13 protein-coding genes are annotated in these 17,126 nt (G+C 71.6%); 8 read left to right on the top strand and 5 right to left on the bottom strand.

What is annotated here, in order from left to right; all coding sequences use genetic code 11:
- Positions 1-3 precede the first annotated feature (3 nt).
- The 4 genes from ACIGXW_RS16850 to ACIGXW_RS16865 all read right to left on the bottom strand — a co-directional run bounded on the left by ACIGXW_RS16850 (position 4) and on the right by ACIGXW_RS16865 (position 6,336).
- Positions 4-723, bottom strand: coding sequence for a class I SAM-dependent methyltransferase (locus ACIGXW_RS16850; RefSeq protein ID WP_071962121.1), 720 nt, complete (start codon positions 721-723; stop codon positions 4-6).
- Positions 720-3,134, bottom strand: coding sequence for a SpoIIE family protein phosphatase (locus tag ACIGXW_RS16855; RefSeq protein WP_399573686.1), 2,415 nt, complete (start codon positions 3,132-3,134; stop codon positions 720-722). The genes ACIGXW_RS16850 and ACIGXW_RS16855 overlap by 4 nt, the downstream gene beginning before the upstream one ends.
- A 146-nt stretch (positions 3,135-3,280) precedes the next feature.
- Positions 3,281-5,620 carry an MFS transporter gene (locus ACIGXW_RS16860; RefSeq protein ID WP_399574044.1) on the bottom strand — a complete coding sequence of 780 codons (2,340 nt, stop codon included), beginning with the start codon at positions 5,618-5,620 and terminating at the stop codon, positions 3,281-3,283.
- A gap of 257 nt (positions 5,621-5,877) precedes the next feature.
- Positions 5,878-6,336, bottom strand: a complete 459-nt coding sequence (locus ACIGXW_RS16865) for an SRPBCC family protein (protein WP_071962118.1) — start codon at positions 6,334-6,336, stop codon at positions 5,878-5,880.
- Positions 6,337-6,450: 114 nt separating this feature from the next.
- Here ACIGXW_RS16865 and ACIGXW_RS16870 point away from each other — a divergent pair, with 114 nt between their 5' ends.
- Positions 6,451-6,975, top strand: coding sequence for a GNAT family N-acetyltransferase (locus ACIGXW_RS16870; protein WP_399573687.1), 525 nt, complete (start codon positions 6,451-6,453; stop codon positions 6,973-6,975).
- Here ACIGXW_RS16870 and ACIGXW_RS16875 read toward each other — a convergent pair.
- Entirely contained in the window at positions 6,945-7,580 is a 636-nt protein-coding gene (locus ACIGXW_RS16875; protein WP_399573688.1) for a HEAT repeat domain-containing protein, read from the bottom strand. The two genes, ACIGXW_RS16870 and ACIGXW_RS16875, sit on opposite strands and share 31 nt — an antisense overlap.
- 325 nt (positions 7,581-7,905) lie before the next feature.
- Between ACIGXW_RS16875 and ACIGXW_RS16880 the strand changes: the two genes are divergently transcribed.
- The 7 genes from ACIGXW_RS16880 to ACIGXW_RS16910 all read left to right on the top strand — a co-directional run bounded on the left by ACIGXW_RS16880 (position 7,906) and on the right by ACIGXW_RS16910 (position 17,120).
- Positions 7,906-9,735 (top strand): 3-hydroxyacyl-CoA dehydrogenase family protein, encoded by a 1,830-nt coding sequence (locus ACIGXW_RS16880; protein ID WP_399573689.1) that lies wholly within the window; start codon positions 7,906-7,908, stop codon positions 9,733-9,735.
- Between the two features lie 100 nt (positions 9,736-9,835).
- Entirely contained in the window at positions 9,836-10,696 is an 861-nt protein-coding gene (locus ACIGXW_RS16885; protein WP_399573690.1) for a TetR family transcriptional regulator, read from the top strand.
- A gap of 364 nt (positions 10,697-11,060) precedes the next feature.
- Complete coding sequence (gene ccrA / locus ACIGXW_RS16890; RefSeq protein ID WP_399573691.1) at positions 11,061-12,398, top strand: crotonyl-CoA carboxylase/reductase; 1,338 nt, start codon at positions 11,061-11,063, stop codon at positions 12,396-12,398.
- A gap of 10 nt (positions 12,399-12,408) precedes the next feature.
- Positions 12,409-14,421: a protein meaA gene (locus ACIGXW_RS16895; protein WP_399573692.1), complete on the top strand. Its 2,013-nt coding sequence runs from the start codon at positions 12,409-12,411 to the stop codon at positions 14,419-14,421.
- Positions 14,418-15,395 carry an HpcH/HpaI aldolase/citrate lyase family protein gene (locus ACIGXW_RS16900; RefSeq protein WP_399573693.1) on the top strand — a complete coding sequence of 326 codons (978 nt, stop codon included), beginning with the start codon at positions 14,418-14,420 and terminating at the stop codon, positions 15,393-15,395. Before ACIGXW_RS16895 ends, ACIGXW_RS16900 begins: the two co-directional genes overlap by 4 nt.
- 5 nt (positions 15,396-15,400) lie before the next feature.
- Positions 15,401-15,913 carry a MaoC family dehydratase gene (locus ACIGXW_RS16905; protein WP_071962110.1) on the top strand — a complete coding sequence of 171 codons (513 nt, stop codon included), beginning with the start codon at positions 15,401-15,403 and terminating at the stop codon, positions 15,911-15,913.
- Position 15,914: 1 nt separating this feature from the next.
- Positions 15,915-17,120: an acyl-CoA dehydrogenase family protein gene (locus tag ACIGXW_RS16910; RefSeq protein ID WP_399573694.1), complete on the top strand. Its 1,206-nt coding sequence runs from the start codon at positions 15,915-15,917 to the stop codon at positions 17,118-17,120.
- Positions 17,121-17,126: the final 6 nt, after the last annotated feature.

The following is a 17,126-nucleotide window of genomic DNA, read 5'->3' on the forward strand; positions in this document are numbered from 1 at the left end:
GTGTCAGAGGCGGCCGGCGACGAACCACTGGGCCGGCAGGAGGATCCGCCGGCCGTCCGGGTGGAAGGCGGTCATGGCCAGTTCCGTGTGCCCCTCGGCGAGGATCTCCAGCCCGGCCGAACGCAGCAGTGCGCACACCTCGCCGTCGGGGGCGGCGGCGGGCCGCAGACCGTGCGTCAGGACGCGGCGCAGCTTGGCGGGCGGGCCGTCCGGGCCCTGGGCGACGCCGGCCAGTACGTCGCCGGCCGCCCGGGTCGGCTCGACCACGAAGGCCCGCCCCCGCCGGCCGGCGAGCCGTGCGACGGCCCGCGCGACGGGCGCCCGGTCCTGGGCGTCGCTCTGGTGGATCACGGCCCGGAGGTAGACGTTGCTGTCGCCGAGCCGCTCGTGCAGGGCGCGGACCGCGGCCGCGTCGACCAGGTCCAGCCGGGCGTACTCCGCCAGCGCCCGCCGGTCGGCACGGCGTGCGCGCTCCACCGCGGCCCGGGACAGGTCCACCCCGACCGCGCGCGCGAAGCGGCCGGCCAGGAAGCGGGTCTGGGTGCCGTTGCCGCAGCCGAGGTCGACGACCGGCAGGGTGCGGTCCGCGTGGGGTGCGAGGAGGTCCAGGTGGGGTGCGGCGGTCAGGGAGGGGTCGGAGTCCCAGATCGCGTCGCCCTGTTCATCGGAGGTCTCGCTCCAGAATGCTTCCCAGGCGTTCAGGTACCGGTCCGTCACGCTCACGGGCGCACCAGTGTCTGCTCGAACCACACCGTCTTCCCCCGTCCCGTATGGCTGGCGCCCCACTCGCGCGCCAGAGCGTCCACTACCCGCAGACCGCGTCCGTACTCCTCGTCCGCCGCCGTGTCGAGCAGCCCCGGCAGGGTGTGGTCGTCGTCGGTGACCTCGCACAGCAGCACGTCCGTGCGGACCAGGCGCAGCCCCACCTGCCGGGTGTCGGCGTGGCGCACGGCGTTGCCGACGACCTCGCCGACGAGCTGCTCGGCGACCGGGGCGGCCGACCGCAGTCCCCACGCCGCCAGCCGGTCGCGGACCAGCCGCCGGGCCCGGGGCACCTCGTGGGCCTGCGCCGGGAAGCTCCACTGGGCCACGTGCCCGGGCGGAATGCCGTTGAGGCGGGCCATGAGCAGGGCGACGTCGTCCTTGCGGCTGTCGCCGGTGTTCAGTGCGCGGATGATGGTGTCGCAGGCGGCGTCCATGGACGCCGCCGGGTGGGCCGCGGATTCGCAGAGGGCGGCGAGTCCCGTGCCGATGTCCTGGCCGCGCACCTCCACCAGCCCGTCGGTGCACAGCACGAGCCGGTCGCCGGGGGCCACGCGTACCGTCGTCGCCTCGAAGGGCACGCCGCCGACCCCGATGGGTGCTCCGGTGGGCAGGTCCAGCAGGCTGCTGCGGCCGTCCTCGGCGCGGACGAGGACGGGTGGGATGTGCCCGGCGTTGGCGATGCGCAGCTCCGAGCGGATGGGGTCGTAGACGGCGTACAGGCAGGTGGCCAGGTAGTGCTCGCCGAGGCGTTGGGCGAGGTCGTCGAGGTTGCGCAGGAGCTGTCCGGGCGGCAGGTCGAGGGCGGCCATGGTCTGTACGGCCGTGCGCAGCTGGCCCATCATGGCGGCCGAGTGCAGGCCGTGGCCCATGACGTCGCCGACGACGAGGGCGGTGCGGGAGCCGGGGAGCTTGACGCTGTCGAACCAGTCGCCGCCGACCCGGCCGAGGCGGGTGCCGGGGAGGTAGCGGGTGGCGGTGTCGCAGCCCGCCGTGCGCGGGGTGAGCTGCGGCAGCATGCTGTCCTGGAGGGTGTCGGCGACGTTCTCCTGGTGGGTGTACATGCGGGCGTTGTCGAGGACGAGCCCGGCGCGGGCGGCGAGTTCGGCGCCGGTGGTGCGGTCCATGTCGTCGAAGGGCTCGCGGCCGTCGCGGCGCATGAGGACCATGAAGCCGAGGACGACATTGCGGGCCTTGAGGGGGACGACCAGCATCGAGCGGCCGGTGATCAGGGGCCGCAGGTCCCGCTTCTCGAACTGGCCGGAGATGCGGTTGGCCAGTTCCTCGCCGATGCGCGGGATGAGGACGGGTTCGCCGGAGACCATGCACTGGAAGAACGGCGTGTGCTCGGGGAAGGCGATGGCCTCGCCGACGGGCACGGTGTCGTCCCAGCGGCCGGGCTCGTCGTTGTGCTCGACCCAGACGCGGTGCCAGACGGTGGTGACGTCGGGCGGGCCGTCGGGGAAGCCCTCGCCGGCGAGGACGGCGGCGCGCAGGTGGGTGCCGGCGAAGTCGGTGAAGCGGGGTACGGCGGCGCTGGTGACCTCGCGGATGGTCCGCTCCAGGTCCAGGGAGGTGCCGATGCCGCCGCTGACCTCGTTGAGGAACTCCAGGCGTTCGCGCACGGCGGCGTATTCGAGGTCGGTCTCCTCTGCCGGCTCCCCCGCCGCCTGCGGTGCCGCCGTCCGCTGTCCGGCGGGCCGGGTGTGCTGCTGCCGGGCGCGCCGCCGTACGTACGCGGGCACGCCCCAGTCGTGGGTGACGGGGATCTGTTCGTGGTGGCTGATCTCCAGGGCGGGGTAGCCGAGTTCGAGGACCTGGGCGACGATGCGTTCGCTCGCGGCGGGGCCCATGCCGGGCAGGATGTCGGGGAGCCGGCGGGCGAGGCCGTCGGCGTCGGGGAACGCGGTGTGCGGGGCGAAGGCCGGAAGGACCCGTTCGAGGCCGGGCAGGGCGGTGGCGTCGGCGGCCAGGACGAGCAGCCGCTCCGGGCCGGGGCCGGCCAGGGGGTAGGCCCACCACAGGATGTCGATGGTGCCGTCGTCGTCGCCGGCCCGGGCGCGTCCGGCCCGGGGGTAGCCGGGTGCGGCCGGGATGCCGGGCGGTTCGGCGCCGAGGCCGGTGCCGGGTCCGCAGGCGTAGGCGTCCCGTTCGTCCGGGTCGCCGGGCTCCCGTAACGCCCCGTAGACGGGCAGGAGATCGGCGAGGGGCCTGCCGACGGCGTCCGCCCGCCCGGCTCCGAAGAGCGTGCGGGCGCCGCTGCTCCAGTGGGTGACGAGCCCGGAGGCGCCCGCCACCACCACCGCGAGGGGGACGCGCCCCGGGACGGCTTCCCGCTGTGCGGGCACGGGTCCGGACGTGCCACGGTCCATGGGCGGTTGCTCCTTCGCACGCGTACGCAAGATCTCCCCACCGCCTACCACCGTAGAGGCCACGCGGGACCGGGCGCGGGCCAATAACGGAATATGTCGTGCACCGGGGTGCCGGGCCGCCCACCGTGCCCGGACGGCCCTGGAGGTCAATGGTCCGCATGGCCCAACTGCAGGTCCCGTTCGGTCCTTCCGCCGCCGGCGACCTGCAGGACGGTGGCGACGGGCGGGTAGCCGGCGGCGACGACGGTGTACTCGCCCGCCGAGAGGTCCACGAAGCGGAACGCCCCGTCGGCGCCGGTGATGGTGGAGTCCACGACGTTGCCGGCGGCGTCCAGGAGGCTGACGCGGGCGTCCTCCACGGGCCGGCCGCCGCCGGCGCGCACCGTGCCGCGCAGGACCGCGCCGCCGGCGAGCTCGACGTCCTGGCGGGTCTCGCGGGCGGACTGGACGGTGACCGGCAGGGCGGCCGGGCGGAAGGCGGGGGCGCTGGAGGCGAGGGTGTACTCGCCGGCGATCAACTCGTCGATGACGTAGCCGCCTTCGGGGCCGGTGCGGGTGGAGGCGACGACCTCGCCGTGCACGTTGGTCAGGGTGACCAGGGCCTCGCGGACGGGGGTGCCGTCGGCGGTGCGGACGGTGCCGGCCAGCCGTCCGGCGCCGCCGAGGACGACGTCGAGCTCGACGGGCCGCTCGCCGACGGTGACGGTGACGGCCTGCGGCTGGTGCCCTCCGGCGGCGGCGATCAGGACGTACGAGCCGGTGCCGGGGGTGCTGATGGCGTACCGCCCGTCCTCGCCGCTCGCGCCCCGGCCGATCTGGCGGCCCTGGACGTCGATGAGGGTGAGGGCGGCGCGCGGGACGGTGGTGCCGTCGTGGTGCTGGACGGCGCCGGTCACGGGGATGCCCGCGACGAAGGGCGCCGGATCGGCCGGCGGGACGGTGCGCGCGGACGGAATGGCGGCTTCGGGGGCGTTGTGGGACACCAGTGGTTTCTCTTTCAGCAGGAAGGCGAGCACAAAGCCCACGATGAGCACCGGTACGAGGTAGAGGAAGATCCGTGGCATGGCCTCCGCGTAGGCCCGGACGTATCCGTCCCGCAGCGGGGCGGGCAGGGCGTGCACCAGCTGCGGGGTGATGGAGTCGGGGGCGGGCAGGCCGGCGCGGGGCGGCAGTTCGGCGGCCAGGGCGGTGGTGAGGCGGTGGGCGAAGAGCGTGCCGAAGACCGCCGCGCCGACCGAGCCGCCGATCTGCCGGAAGTAGTTGTGGGCGCTGGTGGCGGTGCCGAGGTCGGCGGGGCGCACGGAGTTCTGCACCGCGAGGACGAGGACGGGCAGCGCGAGGCCGATACCGACGCCGAGGATGGCCATCCAGAGGCTGTAGACGAGCCGTCCGGTCTGGGCGTCGAGGTGGGAGAGCAGGTACATGCCCTCGGCGGAGAGGGCGCCGCCCAGGATGGGCAGCAGCTTGTAATGGCCCGTACGGCTGATGAGGTGGCCGGCGACGAGCGAGGCGGCGGCGATTCCCCCCATCATGGGCAGCATGAGCATTCCGGACTCGGTGGCGTCGACGCCGTCGACCATCTGCAGGAAGGTGGGCAGATAGGTGGCGGCGCCGAAGAGGGCGACGCCGACGACGGCGCCGACGAGCGCGGTGACGGTGAAGACCGGGTCGCGGAACAGGTGCGGTGGGATGATCGGTTCTGCGGCGAAGTGCTCCACGACGGCGAGGAGCAGGGCCGTGCCGACCGCTCCCGCGCCGAGCCCGAGGATGGTGCGGGAGGTCCACTCGTACTCGCTCCCGCCCCAGGTGGTCAGCAGCACCAGGCAGGTGGAGGAGGCCGTGAGCAGCAGGGCGCCCAGGACGTCGAAGCGGGCGCGGCGCGGCGGCCGGGGCAGCTCGAGCGCGAGGACGACGACGGCGAGCGTGACGAGGCCGAAGGGGACGTTGACGTAGAAGCACCAGCGCCAGCCGGTGTGGTCGGTGAAGAACCCGCCGAGCAGGGGGCCGGCGACGGAGGCGAGTCCGTAGGCGGCGCTGATGACGCCCATGTAGTGGCCGCGCCGGCGGGGCGGGACGATGTCGGCGATGATCGCCTGCACGCCGATCAGCAGGCCGCCGGCGCCGATTCCCTGGACCGCGCGGAAGATGATGAGCTGGTCCATGGTGCGCGACCAGCCGGCGAGGGCGGAGCCGGCGACGAAGACGACGATCGCGAGGACGAAGACGGCCTTGCGGCCGAAGAGGTCGCCCAGCTTGCCGTAGAGCGGCAGCACGATCGTGGACGTCAGCAGATAGGCGGTGACCGCCCAGGACATCCGGTCCAGGCCGTGGAGTTCGCCCACGATCTTCGGCAGGGCGGTGGCCACGATGGTCTGGTCGAGCGCCGCGAGCAGCAGCGTGAGCATCAGCCCGGTGAACACCAGCCGCACTCTGGCGGGGCCGGGCGGGGGTGGGGGGCCGCTGGGGGCCGGTACGGACGGGGGCAGGTCGAGCGTCCTGTCGCTCTTCTCCAAGGTGGTCTCGAAGGTGGACCCGCCCACGTACCGCTCCCCTCGTCGCGCCTGCGCTGCCGCCCATTTCTCGCATTACGCGACAACGGCCAGCAAGCGCGACGATTTGCGTGGGAGCGCCGAACGAGGGGCTTTCGGCCGGTCGGAGGCGGTTTCGGTGCACTGGTACGGCACGGCGAGAACCACTCGAACCGGTGAGCCCGGACCGGTGGGGGCCCGGGCTGCCCCGGGGCTCAGGCGGCGCTGGGCTTGCCCTCGGTCTCGGCGGCGAGGCGGGCGAGGACGGCGTCGTAGATCCGGCCGAGGCCCTTGGGGGCGAAGGCGCGCTCGAAGAAGCCGCCGATGCCGGTGGCGCCGGTCCAGGTGGTGGTGACGACGACCTTGGAGCTGCCCTCGCCGGCCGGGGTGACGGTCCAGGTGGTGACCATGGTGGAGTTGCGGTCCTTCTCCACCAGCTGTCCCGTGGACGGCTCGGAGACCTCCAGCAGGCAGTCGCGGACGCGCTTGCTGGTGGCCTGGAGCTTCCAGTGCACCAGCGTGCCCTCGCCGTCGCCGCCCTCGCGCACCTCGTACTCGCTGAAGTGCTCGGGCAGCAGCTTGGCGCGGGTGCCGCTGTAGTCCGCGAGGGCGTCGAAGACGTCCTCCGCGCCCGCCGCGATGATCCGCTCCGTGGTGGCCTCGACCTGGCCCATGGCTAGTCCTCCGGGACGATAAAAGCTGTGCTTGCCGTTGTGCGTGTGCGGGCAAAGCCAACCACCCTCGTCACAACCGCCCAAATCCTGGGCGCCGGGCGTTAGCCTCCGCGCATGGTGAACATACGGGAGATGACGGACGCCGACATCGAGACCGTGGCCGCCCTCCGGGTGGCCGGCTGGCGCCACGCGTACACCGGCCTGGTGCCGCGGCGCCATCTGGACGCCATGGACGCGAGTGCGAACGCCGCGGCCCACCGGGCGCGCCTGGCGAGCGGCGCCGATCCGGCGGTGAACGCGGTGGCCGAGGCGGCGGGCGGCGTGGTGGGCTGGGTCTGCCACGGGCCGTGCCGGGACGCCGACCAGCCGCCCGGGACGGCCGAGTTGTACGCGGTCTACGTGCGGCCCGACCTGATCGGCACCGGGGTCGGCCGCGCCCTGTGGGAGGCGGCGCTCGAGGGCGCACGGCAGCGCGGGGACGCGCGCATGGTGCTGTGGGTGCTGAAGGGCAACGCGCACGCCCGCCGCTTCTACGAACGCGCCGGTTGCAGTCGCGACGGCGCCGAGCGGACGGACGACATCGACGGCGCCGCCGTGCCGGAGGTGCGTTACGTACTGGAGCCGCTGCGCAGCCCCTGAGTGCCGCCGCGGCCGGTCAGCCGGGCCAGCGCCACGACGGCGGCCGGCCGCAGCCGTTCGTATTCGCGCGCGGCCACCAGCGTGGCCTCGGCGCGCCGGTCGCCCAGCACGCCCAGGCCCTCGACGCAGGCGCGGGCGACCGGCCAGCAGTGGTCGCGGGCGGCCAGCAGCCGCTCGAGGGTGGCCAGCAGGGCCGGCACGGACTCGGGGGCGCGCAGCTCGGTCAGCAGGCGGACGGGGTAGAGGGCGTAGGCGGTGCGCAGCGGATTGGTGGCGAGCGCGGCCGCGGCGCGGGCGGTGCGGGGGTCGCGCAGGCGGGCGAGGACGTGGGCGGCGGTGGCGCAGCGCACGGGTTCGCGGTAGTTGAGGAGGAGGATCAGCGTCTCGAAGGCGCGCCGGTCACCCTTGGCGCCCAGGGCGAAGGCGGCGATCTCGCGGGCCCACAGCGGTTGTTCGGGGGCGACGAGGACCTGGGCGAGCCGGTCGCGCGCCGCGCGGCTGTCGGACCGTACGAGCGCGATCAGTTTGTCGTGCGCCGCGAATTCGGCCGGGGAGACCAGTTCGGCCCGTACCCGCTTCAGCAGCGCGCGGAATTCCTCTTCCATTTCCCGCTCTCCTCCCCGAGTGGCCTGGGCCACATCGTAAGTCGCGCGCACGCCCCTGGCGCTCTTGGTTACCCGTGAGTTAATCTCCCGGCAAGAGCAGCATTCCCGCTCTGGCGTTCTGGTGACGCAGCCGCCACAGCGATGACGTCGGTTCGGCATTTTCGAGTACGGCACCGCCCCGGGACAGGGCCTGCCGGTCGTACAACTCCCTCTCCGTGGACGCCCCTTACCCGTCCGCGGATTCTCTCAGTCGCCGCCCCCTGGCCGGGGCCGCCGCCAACCGCCGTCTCCCCTGCGTACGGGGAACATCCCCTGGAGTCTCGCGATGGACCGTACGTCCACCCCTGAGCCGTCCCCTCTCAGCTCCTCGGCATCGCCCGCCCCCCTCAGGACCATAGCCGTGATCGGCCTCGGCACCATGGGCACCGGGATCGCCGAGGTCCTCACCCTGGCCGGCCGTGATGTGGTCGGCATCGACATCAGCGACGCCGCCGCCCTGCGGGCCGGTGCCGCGCTGGAGGCCGCCACCGCCCGCGCGGTCGAACGCGGCCGGATCACCGAGGCGGAGCGCCGGGCCGCGCTCGCCCGCTTCCGCACCGCGCGCGAGCTGGAGGCCGCCGCCGACGCCGATCTGGTGATCGAGGTCGTGCCCGAGCACTACGAGCTCAAGCACGAGGTGTTCACCGCCCTCGACGCCGTCGTCCGCCCCACGGCCATCCTGGCGACCGGCACCAACGCGCTGTCGGTGACCCGGCTGGCCGCGGACTCGGCGCGCCCCGAGCGCGTGCTGGGCCTGCACTTCTTCAACCCCGCGCCGGCGATGAAGCTGGTGGAGGTCGTCTCCTCGGTGCTGACGGCGCCGGGCGCGGTCGCCGCGGTCACCGCCCTGGCGCGCGAGCTCGGCAAGGAGCCGGTGGCGGTGGGCGACCGGCCCGGGTTCGTCGCCGACGGGCTGCTGTTCGGCTACCTCAACCAGGCCGCCGCGATGTACGAGTCCCGCTACGCCACCCGCGAGGACATCGACGCAGCGATGCGCCTGGGCTGCGGGCTGCCGATGGGCCCGCTCGCCCTGCTGGACCTGATCGGCATCGACACCGCCCGCACGGTCCTGGAGGCGATGTACGCCGCTTCGCACGACCGGCTGCACGCTCCCGCGCCCGTCCTGGGCCAGCTGGCCGCGGCCGGGCTGACGGGGCGCAAGGCGGGGCGCGGCTTCTACACGTACGAGGCGGCGGGCTCCGCCGTCGTCGTGCCGGACACGCACACCCCGGCACCCGCGGCGCGGGAGGCGGGTGTCCGCGAGGTGCGGTCCGTGGGGGTCGCGGGCTCGGGGACGATGGCGAGCGGGATCGCCGAGGTCTTCGCGAAGGCCGGCTACGCGGTGGTGCTCGCGGCGCGCTCGCAGGAGAAGGCGGAGGCGGCCAAGGCGCGGATCGCGAAGTCCCTGGCGCGTGCGGTGGACAAGGGCAGGCTGTCGGCCGGGCAGGCCGCGGAGGCCCTGGCGGCGGTGACCCCGGCCGGCTCGCTGGACGCGTTCGCGGAGGTGGGCCTGGCCGTCGAGGCGGTGGCGGAGGACCTGGAGGTCAAGCGGCAGCTGTTCGCCACGCTCGACAAGGTGTGCAGGCCGGGCGCGGTGCTGGCCACCACCACCTCCTCGCTGCCGGTCGTGGCCTGCGCCCGCGCCACCTCGCGCCCGCAGGACGTCGTCGGCATGCACTTCTTCAACCCGGCGCCGGCGATGAAGCTGGTCGAGGTGGTCCGTACGGTGCTGACCGCCGACGACGCGCACGCCACCGTGCGCGCGGTGTGCGCGAAGGTGCGCAAGCACCCGGTGGACTGCGGGGACCGGGCCGGTTTCATCGTCAACGCCCTGCTGTTCCCCTACCTCAACAACGCGATCAAGATGGTCGAGGAGCACTACGCCTCCCTGGACGAGATCGACGCGGCGATGAAGCTGGGCGGCGGCTATCCGATGGGCCCCTTCGAGCTCCTCGACGTCGTCGGCCTGGACGTGTCCCTGGCCATCGAGAAGGTGCTGCACCGCGAGTTCCGCGATCCGGGCCTCGCGCCGGCTCCGCTGCTGGAGCACCTGGTGGCGGCGGGCTGCCTGGGCCGCAAGACGGGCCGCGGCTTCCGTGAGTACGCGAAGGCCTGACCGGGCCGTGCTCGATCAAGCGGTGGGGTGGGGCGGACTGCTCGAACCGTCGGGAAGTCCGCCCCGGCACACCCATACGGACGCGTGTTACGTTCCCCACATGTCCCAGCCCGCCAAGTCCGCCCGCGCACCGCGCGGGGCCGCCACCGAGTCCAGGGGAGTCAAGGGCCCGAAGGCCGTCCAGGACCCGCACGAGAACGTCCCCGGGAGCGCCGGATCCCGCCGCGCCGCCGCCCAGCGGCTCACGATGCGCCGCAAACTGGCCGCGGCGGCGATGGAGTTGTTCGCACGCAAGGGCTACGAGGCGACGACCGTCGACGAGATCGCCGCGGCGGCCGGGGTCGCCCGGCGGACGTTCTTCCGCCACTTCCGCTCCAAGGAAGAGGCGATCTTCCCCGATCACGACGACACGCTCGTCCGTGCCGCGGGCGTCCTGGACGCCGCCCCTCCGCACGAGAACCCGCTGGACACCGTCTGCCGGGGGATCAAGGAGGTCATGCGGATGTACGCGGCCTCCCCGGCCGTCTCCGTCGAGCGCTACCGGCTGACCCGCGAGGTGCCCGCCCTGCGCGAGCGCGAGATCGCCTCGGTCGCCCGCTACGAGCGGCTGTTCACCCGCTATCTGCTGGGCCACTTCGACGAGAGCGCCCATCACGTGGGCGACGACGACCCGTTGCTGGCCGAGGTCGCCGCCTCCGCGGTCGTCACCGCGCACAACCACGTCCTGCGCCGCTGGCTGCGCAGCGGCGGCGAGGGGGACGTGGAGGCCCAGCTCGACCACGCCTTCGCCATCGTGCGCGAGACCTTCGGCACGGGCATCGGGGCGGGGCGCTCCGGCGCGGCGGACGCGCCCGCGGCGTCGGTGCGGACCGAGGACGAGGTGCTGGTGGCGGTGGCCCGTACGGACGCACCGCTGGGCGATGTCATGCGCGCCATCGAGAAGGCGCTCAAGAAAAACTAAGACATAAGCGGATATCAACGAATAGCAGTCCCTCAACGGCCGCCCCATCGGGGCGGCCGTTGTTGCTCATACGTGCCCTCCGGATGACATCTGAGAGAAATTGTTGGCACCCAGTGTCTTGTCGCATGGCACGCGGTGCCATACCTTGTGGGTGTCCGGGCGGCCGGCACGCAGACACAACCGTCGTGTGCCGGCTGTCCCCACTACGTACCCCGTACGCCGTGCGCCCGGATGCCTGCGTCACCAGGCCCCACCGCGCTCACCCGCGCAGCCGAGCACCATCGCCGAACCGACGGCACCGCCTCTGCACCACCCCCGACGTTCCCTCAAGCCCGTTCCACACGTGCTTCGCCGGAGGCAAACCGTGAACCAGATCCTGGACGCGATACTCGCGCCCGACACCAGCGCCGAGGACTTCGCCGCGCTGCCCCTTCCCGAGTCCTACCGCGCGGTGACCGTGCACAAGGACGAGGCGGAGATGTTCGCCGGACTCCCCACCCGGGAGAAGGACCCGCGCAAGTCGCTGCACCTCGAGGAGGTGCCGGTGCCCGAACTGGGCCCCGGCGAAGCCCTCGTGGCCGTCATGGCCAGCTCGGTGAACTACAACTCGGTGTGGACCTCCATCTTCGAGCCCGTGTCGACCTTCGCCTTCCTGGAGCGCTACGGCAAGCTCTCCCCGCTCGGCAAGCGGCACGACCTGCCGTACCACGTCATCGGCTCCGACCTGGCGGGCGTCGTGCTGCGCACCGGACCCGGCGTCAACGCCTGGCGGCCCGGCGACGAGGTCGTCGCACACTGCCTGTCGGTGGAGCTGGAGTCGGCCGACGGCCACGACGACACGATGCTCGACCCCGAGCAGCGCATCTGGGGCTTCGAGACCAACTTCGGCGGCCTGGCCGAGATCGCGCTGGTGAAGTCCAACCAGCTCATGCCCAAGCCGGCCCACCTCAGCTGGGAGGAGGCCGCGGCGCCCGGCCTGGTCAACTCCACCGCCTACCGCCAGCTTGTCTCCCGCAACGGCGCCGGGATGAAGCAGGGCGACAACGTCCTGATCTGGGGCGCGAGCGGCGGACTCGGCTCGTACGCCACCCAGTTCGCGCTCGCCGGCGGGGCGAACCCGATCTGTGTGGTCTCCAGCGAGCAGAAGGCGGAGATCTGCCGGCGGATGGGCGCGACGGCGATCATCGACCGCAGCGCCGAGGGCTACCGCTTCTGGAAGGACGAGCACGAGCAGGACCCGCGCGAATGGAAGCGGTTCGGCAAGCGCATCCGCGAACTGACCGGCGGCGAGGACGTCGACATCGTCTTCGAGCACCCGGGCCGCGAGACCTTCGGCGCCTCGGTGTACGTCACCCGCAAGGGCGGCACCATCGTCACCTGCGCCTCGACCTCGGGCTACAACCACCAGTACGACAACCGCTATCTGTGGATGTCGCTGAAGCGGATCGTCGGTTCGCACTTCGCCAACTACCGCGAGGCGTGGGAGGCCAACCGCCTCATCGCCAAGGGGAAGATCCACCCCACGCTGTCGAAGACCTACGCCCTGGCCGACACCGGCCAGGCGGCCTACGACGTGCACCGCAACCTCCACCAGGGCAAGGTCGGCGTGCTGTGCCTGGCGCCGGAGGAGGGCATGGGCGTGCGCGACGAGGAGATGCGCGCGCAGCACATCGAGGCCATCAACCGCTTCAGGAACGTGTGAGAAACCTGCGATGACTGAGCGTCAGAAGGATCGTCCGTGGCTGATGCGGACCTACGCCGGGCACTCCACGGCCGAGGCGTCCAACGAGCTGTACCGGCGCAACCTCGCCAAGGGCCAGACCGGCCTCTCGGTCGCGTTCGACCTCCCGACGCAGACCGGCTACGACCCCGACCACATCCTCGCCCGCGGCGAGGTCGGGCGGGTCGGGGTCCCGGTCGCCCATCTCGGTGACATGCGGCGGCTGTTCCAGGACATCCCGCTGGAGCAGATGAACACCTCCATGACCATCAACGCCACCGCGATGTGGCTGCTGGCGATGTACCAGGTGGTCGCGGAGGAGCAGGGCGCCGACGTCACCAGGCTGCAGGGGACGACGCAGAACGACATCGTCAAGGAGTACCTCTCGCGCGGGACGCACGTCTTCCCGCCGGGCCCCAGCCTGCGGCTGACCACCGACATGATCACCTACACGGTGAACCACATCCCCAAGTGGAACCCGATCAACATCTGCAGCTATCACCTGCAGGAGGCCGGGGCCACCCCCGTCCAGGAGATCTCGTACGCGATGTCCACGGCCATCGCCGTGCTCGACGCGGTCCGCGACTCCGGCCAGGTCCCGGCCGAGCGCTTCGGCGACGTCGTCGCCCGCATCTCCTTCTTCGTGAACGCGGGCGTCCGCTTCATCGAGGAGATGTGCAAGATGCGCGCCTTCGGCCGCATCTGGGACCACATCACCCGCGAGCGTTACGGCATCGAGAACCCCAAGCAGCGCCGCTTCCGCTACGGCGTCCAGGTCAACTCGCTCGGCCTGACCGAGGCCCAGCCGGAGAACAACGTCCAGCGCATCGTGCTGGAGATGCTCGCCGTCACCCTCTCCAAGGACGCCCGCGCCCGCGCCGTGCAGCTGCCCGCCTGGAACGAGGCCCTGGGCCTGCCCCGGCCCTGGGACCAGCAGTGGTCGCTGCGCATCCAGCAGGTCCTCGCGCACGAGAGCGACCTGCTGGAGTACGACGACATCTTCGCCGGATCGCACGTCATCGAGGCCAAGGTCGCCGCCCTGGTCACCGAGTGCCTGGAGGAGATCGAGCGCATCCAGGCCATGGGCGGGGCGATGGCGGCCGTCGAGTCCGGCTACCTCAAGTCGCAGCTGGTCTCCTCGCACGCCGAGCGCCGGGCCCGCATCGAGGCCGGCGAGGAGAAGATCGTCGGCGTCAACTGCTACGAGTCCACCGAGCCCAACCCGCTGACCGCGGACCTCGACACGGCCATCATGACCGTCGACCCCGCCAACGAGGCCCGCGTCGTGGCGGCCCTGCACTCCTGGCGCGACGACCGCGACGAGGGCCGCGCCCAGGAGTCGCTCTCCGCCCTGAAGAAGGCCGCGGCGGGCTCCGACAATCTGATGGCCGCCACGCTGGAGTGCGTGCGCGCGGGCGTCACGACCGGCGAGTGGTCCTGGGCCCTGCGCGACGTCTTCGGCGAGTTCCGCGCCCCGACGGGCGTCAGCAGCGCCCCGGTGGCCGTGACCGCCGAGGCGGGTACCCCGATGGCGACCGTCCGCGCGAAGGTCGCCCGCACCGCCGAGGAGCTGCGCAGCGGCAAGCTGCGGCTGCTGGTCGGCAAGCCCGGCCTCGACGGACACTCCAACGGCGCCGAACAGATCGCCGTACGGGCCCGCGACGCCGGCTTCGAGGTGGTCTACCAGGGCATCCGGCTCACCCCGGAACAGATCGTCTCGGCCGCCGTGGCCGAGGACGTCCACTGCGTGGGCCTGTCGATCCTCTCGGGCTCGCACGCCGAGCTCGTACCGGACGTACTGGCCCGGCTGCGCCGCACGGGGGCGGACGACGTGCCCGTCATCGTCGGTGGCATCATCCCCTCCGCCGACGCCGCCGCCCTGCGGGCGGCCGGGGTCGCGGCCGTATTCACCCCGAAGGACTTCGGGATCACGGAGATCATCGGCCGTATCGTCGACGAGATCCGCAAAGCGAACCAGCTCGACCCTCTGGAGGTCTCCGCATGACCACCCCCGCGCCGGCCCCTGTCAACCGGCTGCGCCCGCGGCGCTCCTGCCTCGCCGTGCCCGGCAGCAACCCGCGCTTCCTGGAGAAGGCCCAGGGCCTGCCCGCCGACCAGGTCTTCCTCGACCTGGAGGACGCCTGCGCGCCGCTGGCCAAGGAAGGCGCCCGGCACACCGTCGTCGACGCGCTGAACAACGGCGACTGGACGGGCAAGACCAGGGTCGTCCGGGTCAACGACTGGACCACGCACTGGACGTACCGCGACGTGATCACGGTCGTCGAGGGCGCCGGCCCCAACCTCGACTGCATCATGCTGCCGAAGGTGCAGGACGCCCAGCAGATCGTCGCGCTGGACCTGCTGCTGACGCAGATCGAGAAGACCATGGGCTTCGAGGTCGGGCGCATCGGCATCGAGGCGCAGATCGAGAACGCCAAGGGCCTGGTCAACGTCGACGACATCGCCGCCGCGTCGCCGCGCCTGGAGACGATCATCTTCGGCCCGGCCGACTTCATGGCCTCCATCAACATGAAGTCCCTCGTGGTCGGCGAGCAGCCGCCCGGCTACCCGGCGGACGCCTACCACTACATCCTCATGCGCATCCTGATGGCAGCCCGCGCCCACGATCTGCAGGCCATCGACGGCCCGTACCTGCAGATCAGGAACGTGGACGGCTACAAGGAGGTCGCCGGGCGCGCGGCAGCGCTGGGCTTCGACGGCAAGTGGGTGCTGCACCCGGGCCAGGTGGAGGCCGCCAACGAGGTGTTCTCGCCCTCGCAGGAGGACTACGACCACGCCGAGCTGATCCTGGACGCCTACGACTGGTGCACCTCCGAGGCGGGCGGCAAGAAGGGCTCGGCGATGCTCGGCGACGAGATGATCGACGAGGCCAGCCGCAAGATGGCGCTCGTCATCGCGGGCAAGGGCCGCGCGGCCGGGATGACCCGTACGTCGAAGTTCGAGATCCCGGAGGCATAAGAGCGATGCAGTTCGGCCGCACCTACGAAGAGTTCACCGTCGGCGACGTCTACAAGCACTGGCCCGGCAAGACGGTCACGGAATACGACGACCACCTCTTCTGCCTGCTCACCATGAATCACCACCCACTGCACATGGACGCCCATTACGCCGAGAAGACCACGGACTTCGGCAAGAACGTCGTGGTGGGAAATTACGTCTATTCGCTGCTGCTGGGCATGTCCGTGCCCGACGTCTCGGGCAAGGCGATCGCCAACCTCGAGGTCGAGTCGCTCAAGCACATAGCGCCGACCTTCCATGGCGACACCATCTACGGCGAGACGCGCGTGCTGGACAAGACGCCGTCGAAGTCGAAGAGCGACCGCGGGATCGTGTACGTCGAGACCATCGGCTACAAGCAGGACGGCACCGTCGTCTGCACTTTCCGGCGCAAGGTGATGGTCCCCACCGCCACGTACATCAAGGAGCGCGGCGGGGAGCAGCCCGGCCGCCCCGAGCCGATCATCCGGGAGAAGTGAGATGGGCCGCCTGGCGCAGACCGACGGGCTGACGGACATCCAGCGGGACATTCTCGCCACGGTCCGTGAATTCGTCGACAAAGAGATCATCCCGGTCGCGACCGAGCTGGAGCACCGCGACGAGTACCCGACCCGGATAGTCGAGGGCCTCAAGGAACTCGGGCTCTTCGGTCTGATGATCCCGGAGGAGTACGGCGGGCTGGGTGAGTCACTTCTCACATACGCGCTCTGCGTCGAGGAGATCGCCCGGGGCTGGATGAGTGTGTCCGGAATCATCAATACGCACTTCATCGTCGCCTACATGCTCAAGCAGCACGGCACGCAGGAGCAGCGCGAGTACTTCCTGCCGCGGATGGCGACGGGCGAGGTGCGGGGCGCGTTCTCGATGTCGGAGCCCGGACTGGGCTCGGACGTGTCGGCCATCACGTCCAAGGGCGTGCGGGACGGCGACGAGTACGTCCTGAACGGCCAGAAGATGTGGCTGACCAACGGCGGGTCGTCGACGCTGGTGGCGGTGCTGTGCCGGACGGACGAGGGCCATCCCGAGGGCACCCCCGCCCATAAGTCGATGACCACCTTCCTGATCGAGAAGGAACCGGGCTTCGGCCAGGTCAAGCCGGGTCTGACCATCCCCGGAAAGATCGAGAAGATGGGCTACAAGGGCGTCGACACCACCGAGTTGATCATGGATGGGCTGCGCGTGCCGGCCGACCGTGTGCTCGGCGGGGCCACCGGGCGGGGCTTCTACCAGATGATGGACGGCGTCGAGGTGGGCCGCGTCAACGTCGCGGCGCGTGGTTGCGGCGTCGCTCAGCGTGCGTTCGAGCTGGGTGTTTCCTACGCACAACAGCGCCACACCTTCGGAAAAGCCATCGCCCAGCACCAGGCCATTCAGTTCAAGCTGGCCGAAATGGGGACAAAGGTCGAGGCGGCCCATGCGATGATGGTGAATGCCGCGCGGAAGAAGGACTCGGGTCAGCGCAACGACCTCGAGGCCGGCATGGCCAAGTACCTGGCCTCCGAATACTGCAAGGAGGTCGTCGAGGACGCCTTCCGCATCCACGGCGGCTACGGCTTCTCCAAGGAGTACGAAATCGAGCGGCTCTACCGTGAGGCGCCGATGCTCCTGATCGGTGAAGGTACGGCCGAGATCCAGAAAATGATCATCGGGCGCCGGCTACTGGAGGAGTACCGAATCCAGGGGTAAATGCCC

It is taken from the genome of Streptomyces sp. NPDC053079 (assembly GCF_044546695.1).
In the GTDB taxonomy this organism is placed as follows: Bacteria; Actinomycetota; Actinomycetes; order Streptomycetales; family Streptomycetaceae; genus Streptomyces.

What these genes read in the sequence shown, in the direction of transcription:
- ACIGXW_RS16855 (WP_399573686.1), bottom strand. Translation starts at nt 3,134, where the DNA reads ATGGACCGTGGCACGTCCGGACCCGTGCCCGCACAGCGGGAAGCCGTC.
- ACIGXW_RS16865 (WP_071962118.1), bottom strand. Translation starts at nt 6,336, where the DNA reads ATGGGCCAGGTCGAGGCCACCACGGAGCGGATCATCGCGGCGGGCGCG.
- ACIGXW_RS16870 (WP_399573687.1), top strand. Translation starts at nt 6,451, where the DNA reads ATGGTGAACATACGGGAGATGACGGACGCCGACATCGAGACCGTGGCC.
- ACIGXW_RS16875 (WP_399573688.1), bottom strand. Translation starts at nt 7,580, where the DNA reads ATGGAAGAGGAATTCCGCGCGCTGCTGAAGCGGGTACGGGCCGAACTG.
- ACIGXW_RS16880 (WP_399573689.1), top strand. Translation starts at nt 7,906, where the DNA reads ATGGACCGTACGTCCACCCCTGAGCCGTCCCCTCTCAGCTCCTCGGCA.
- ACIGXW_RS16885 (WP_399573690.1), top strand. Translation starts at nt 9,836, where the DNA reads ATGTCCCAGCCCGCCAAGTCCGCCCGCGCACCGCGCGGGGCCGCCACC.
- ACIGXW_RS16895 (WP_399573692.1), top strand. Translation starts at nt 12,409, where the DNA reads ATGACTGAGCGTCAGAAGGATCGTCCGTGGCTGATGCGGACCTACGCC.
- ACIGXW_RS16900 (WP_399573693.1), top strand. Translation starts at nt 14,418, where the DNA reads ATGACCACCCCCGCGCCGGCCCCTGTCAACCGGCTGCGCCCGCGGCGC.
- ACIGXW_RS16905 (WP_071962110.1), top strand. Translation starts at nt 15,401, where the DNA reads ATGCAGTTCGGCCGCACCTACGAAGAGTTCACCGTCGGCGACGTCTAC.
- ACIGXW_RS16910 (WP_399573694.1), top strand. Translation starts at nt 15,915, where the DNA reads ATGGGCCGCCTGGCGCAGACCGACGGGCTGACGGACATCCAGCGGGAC.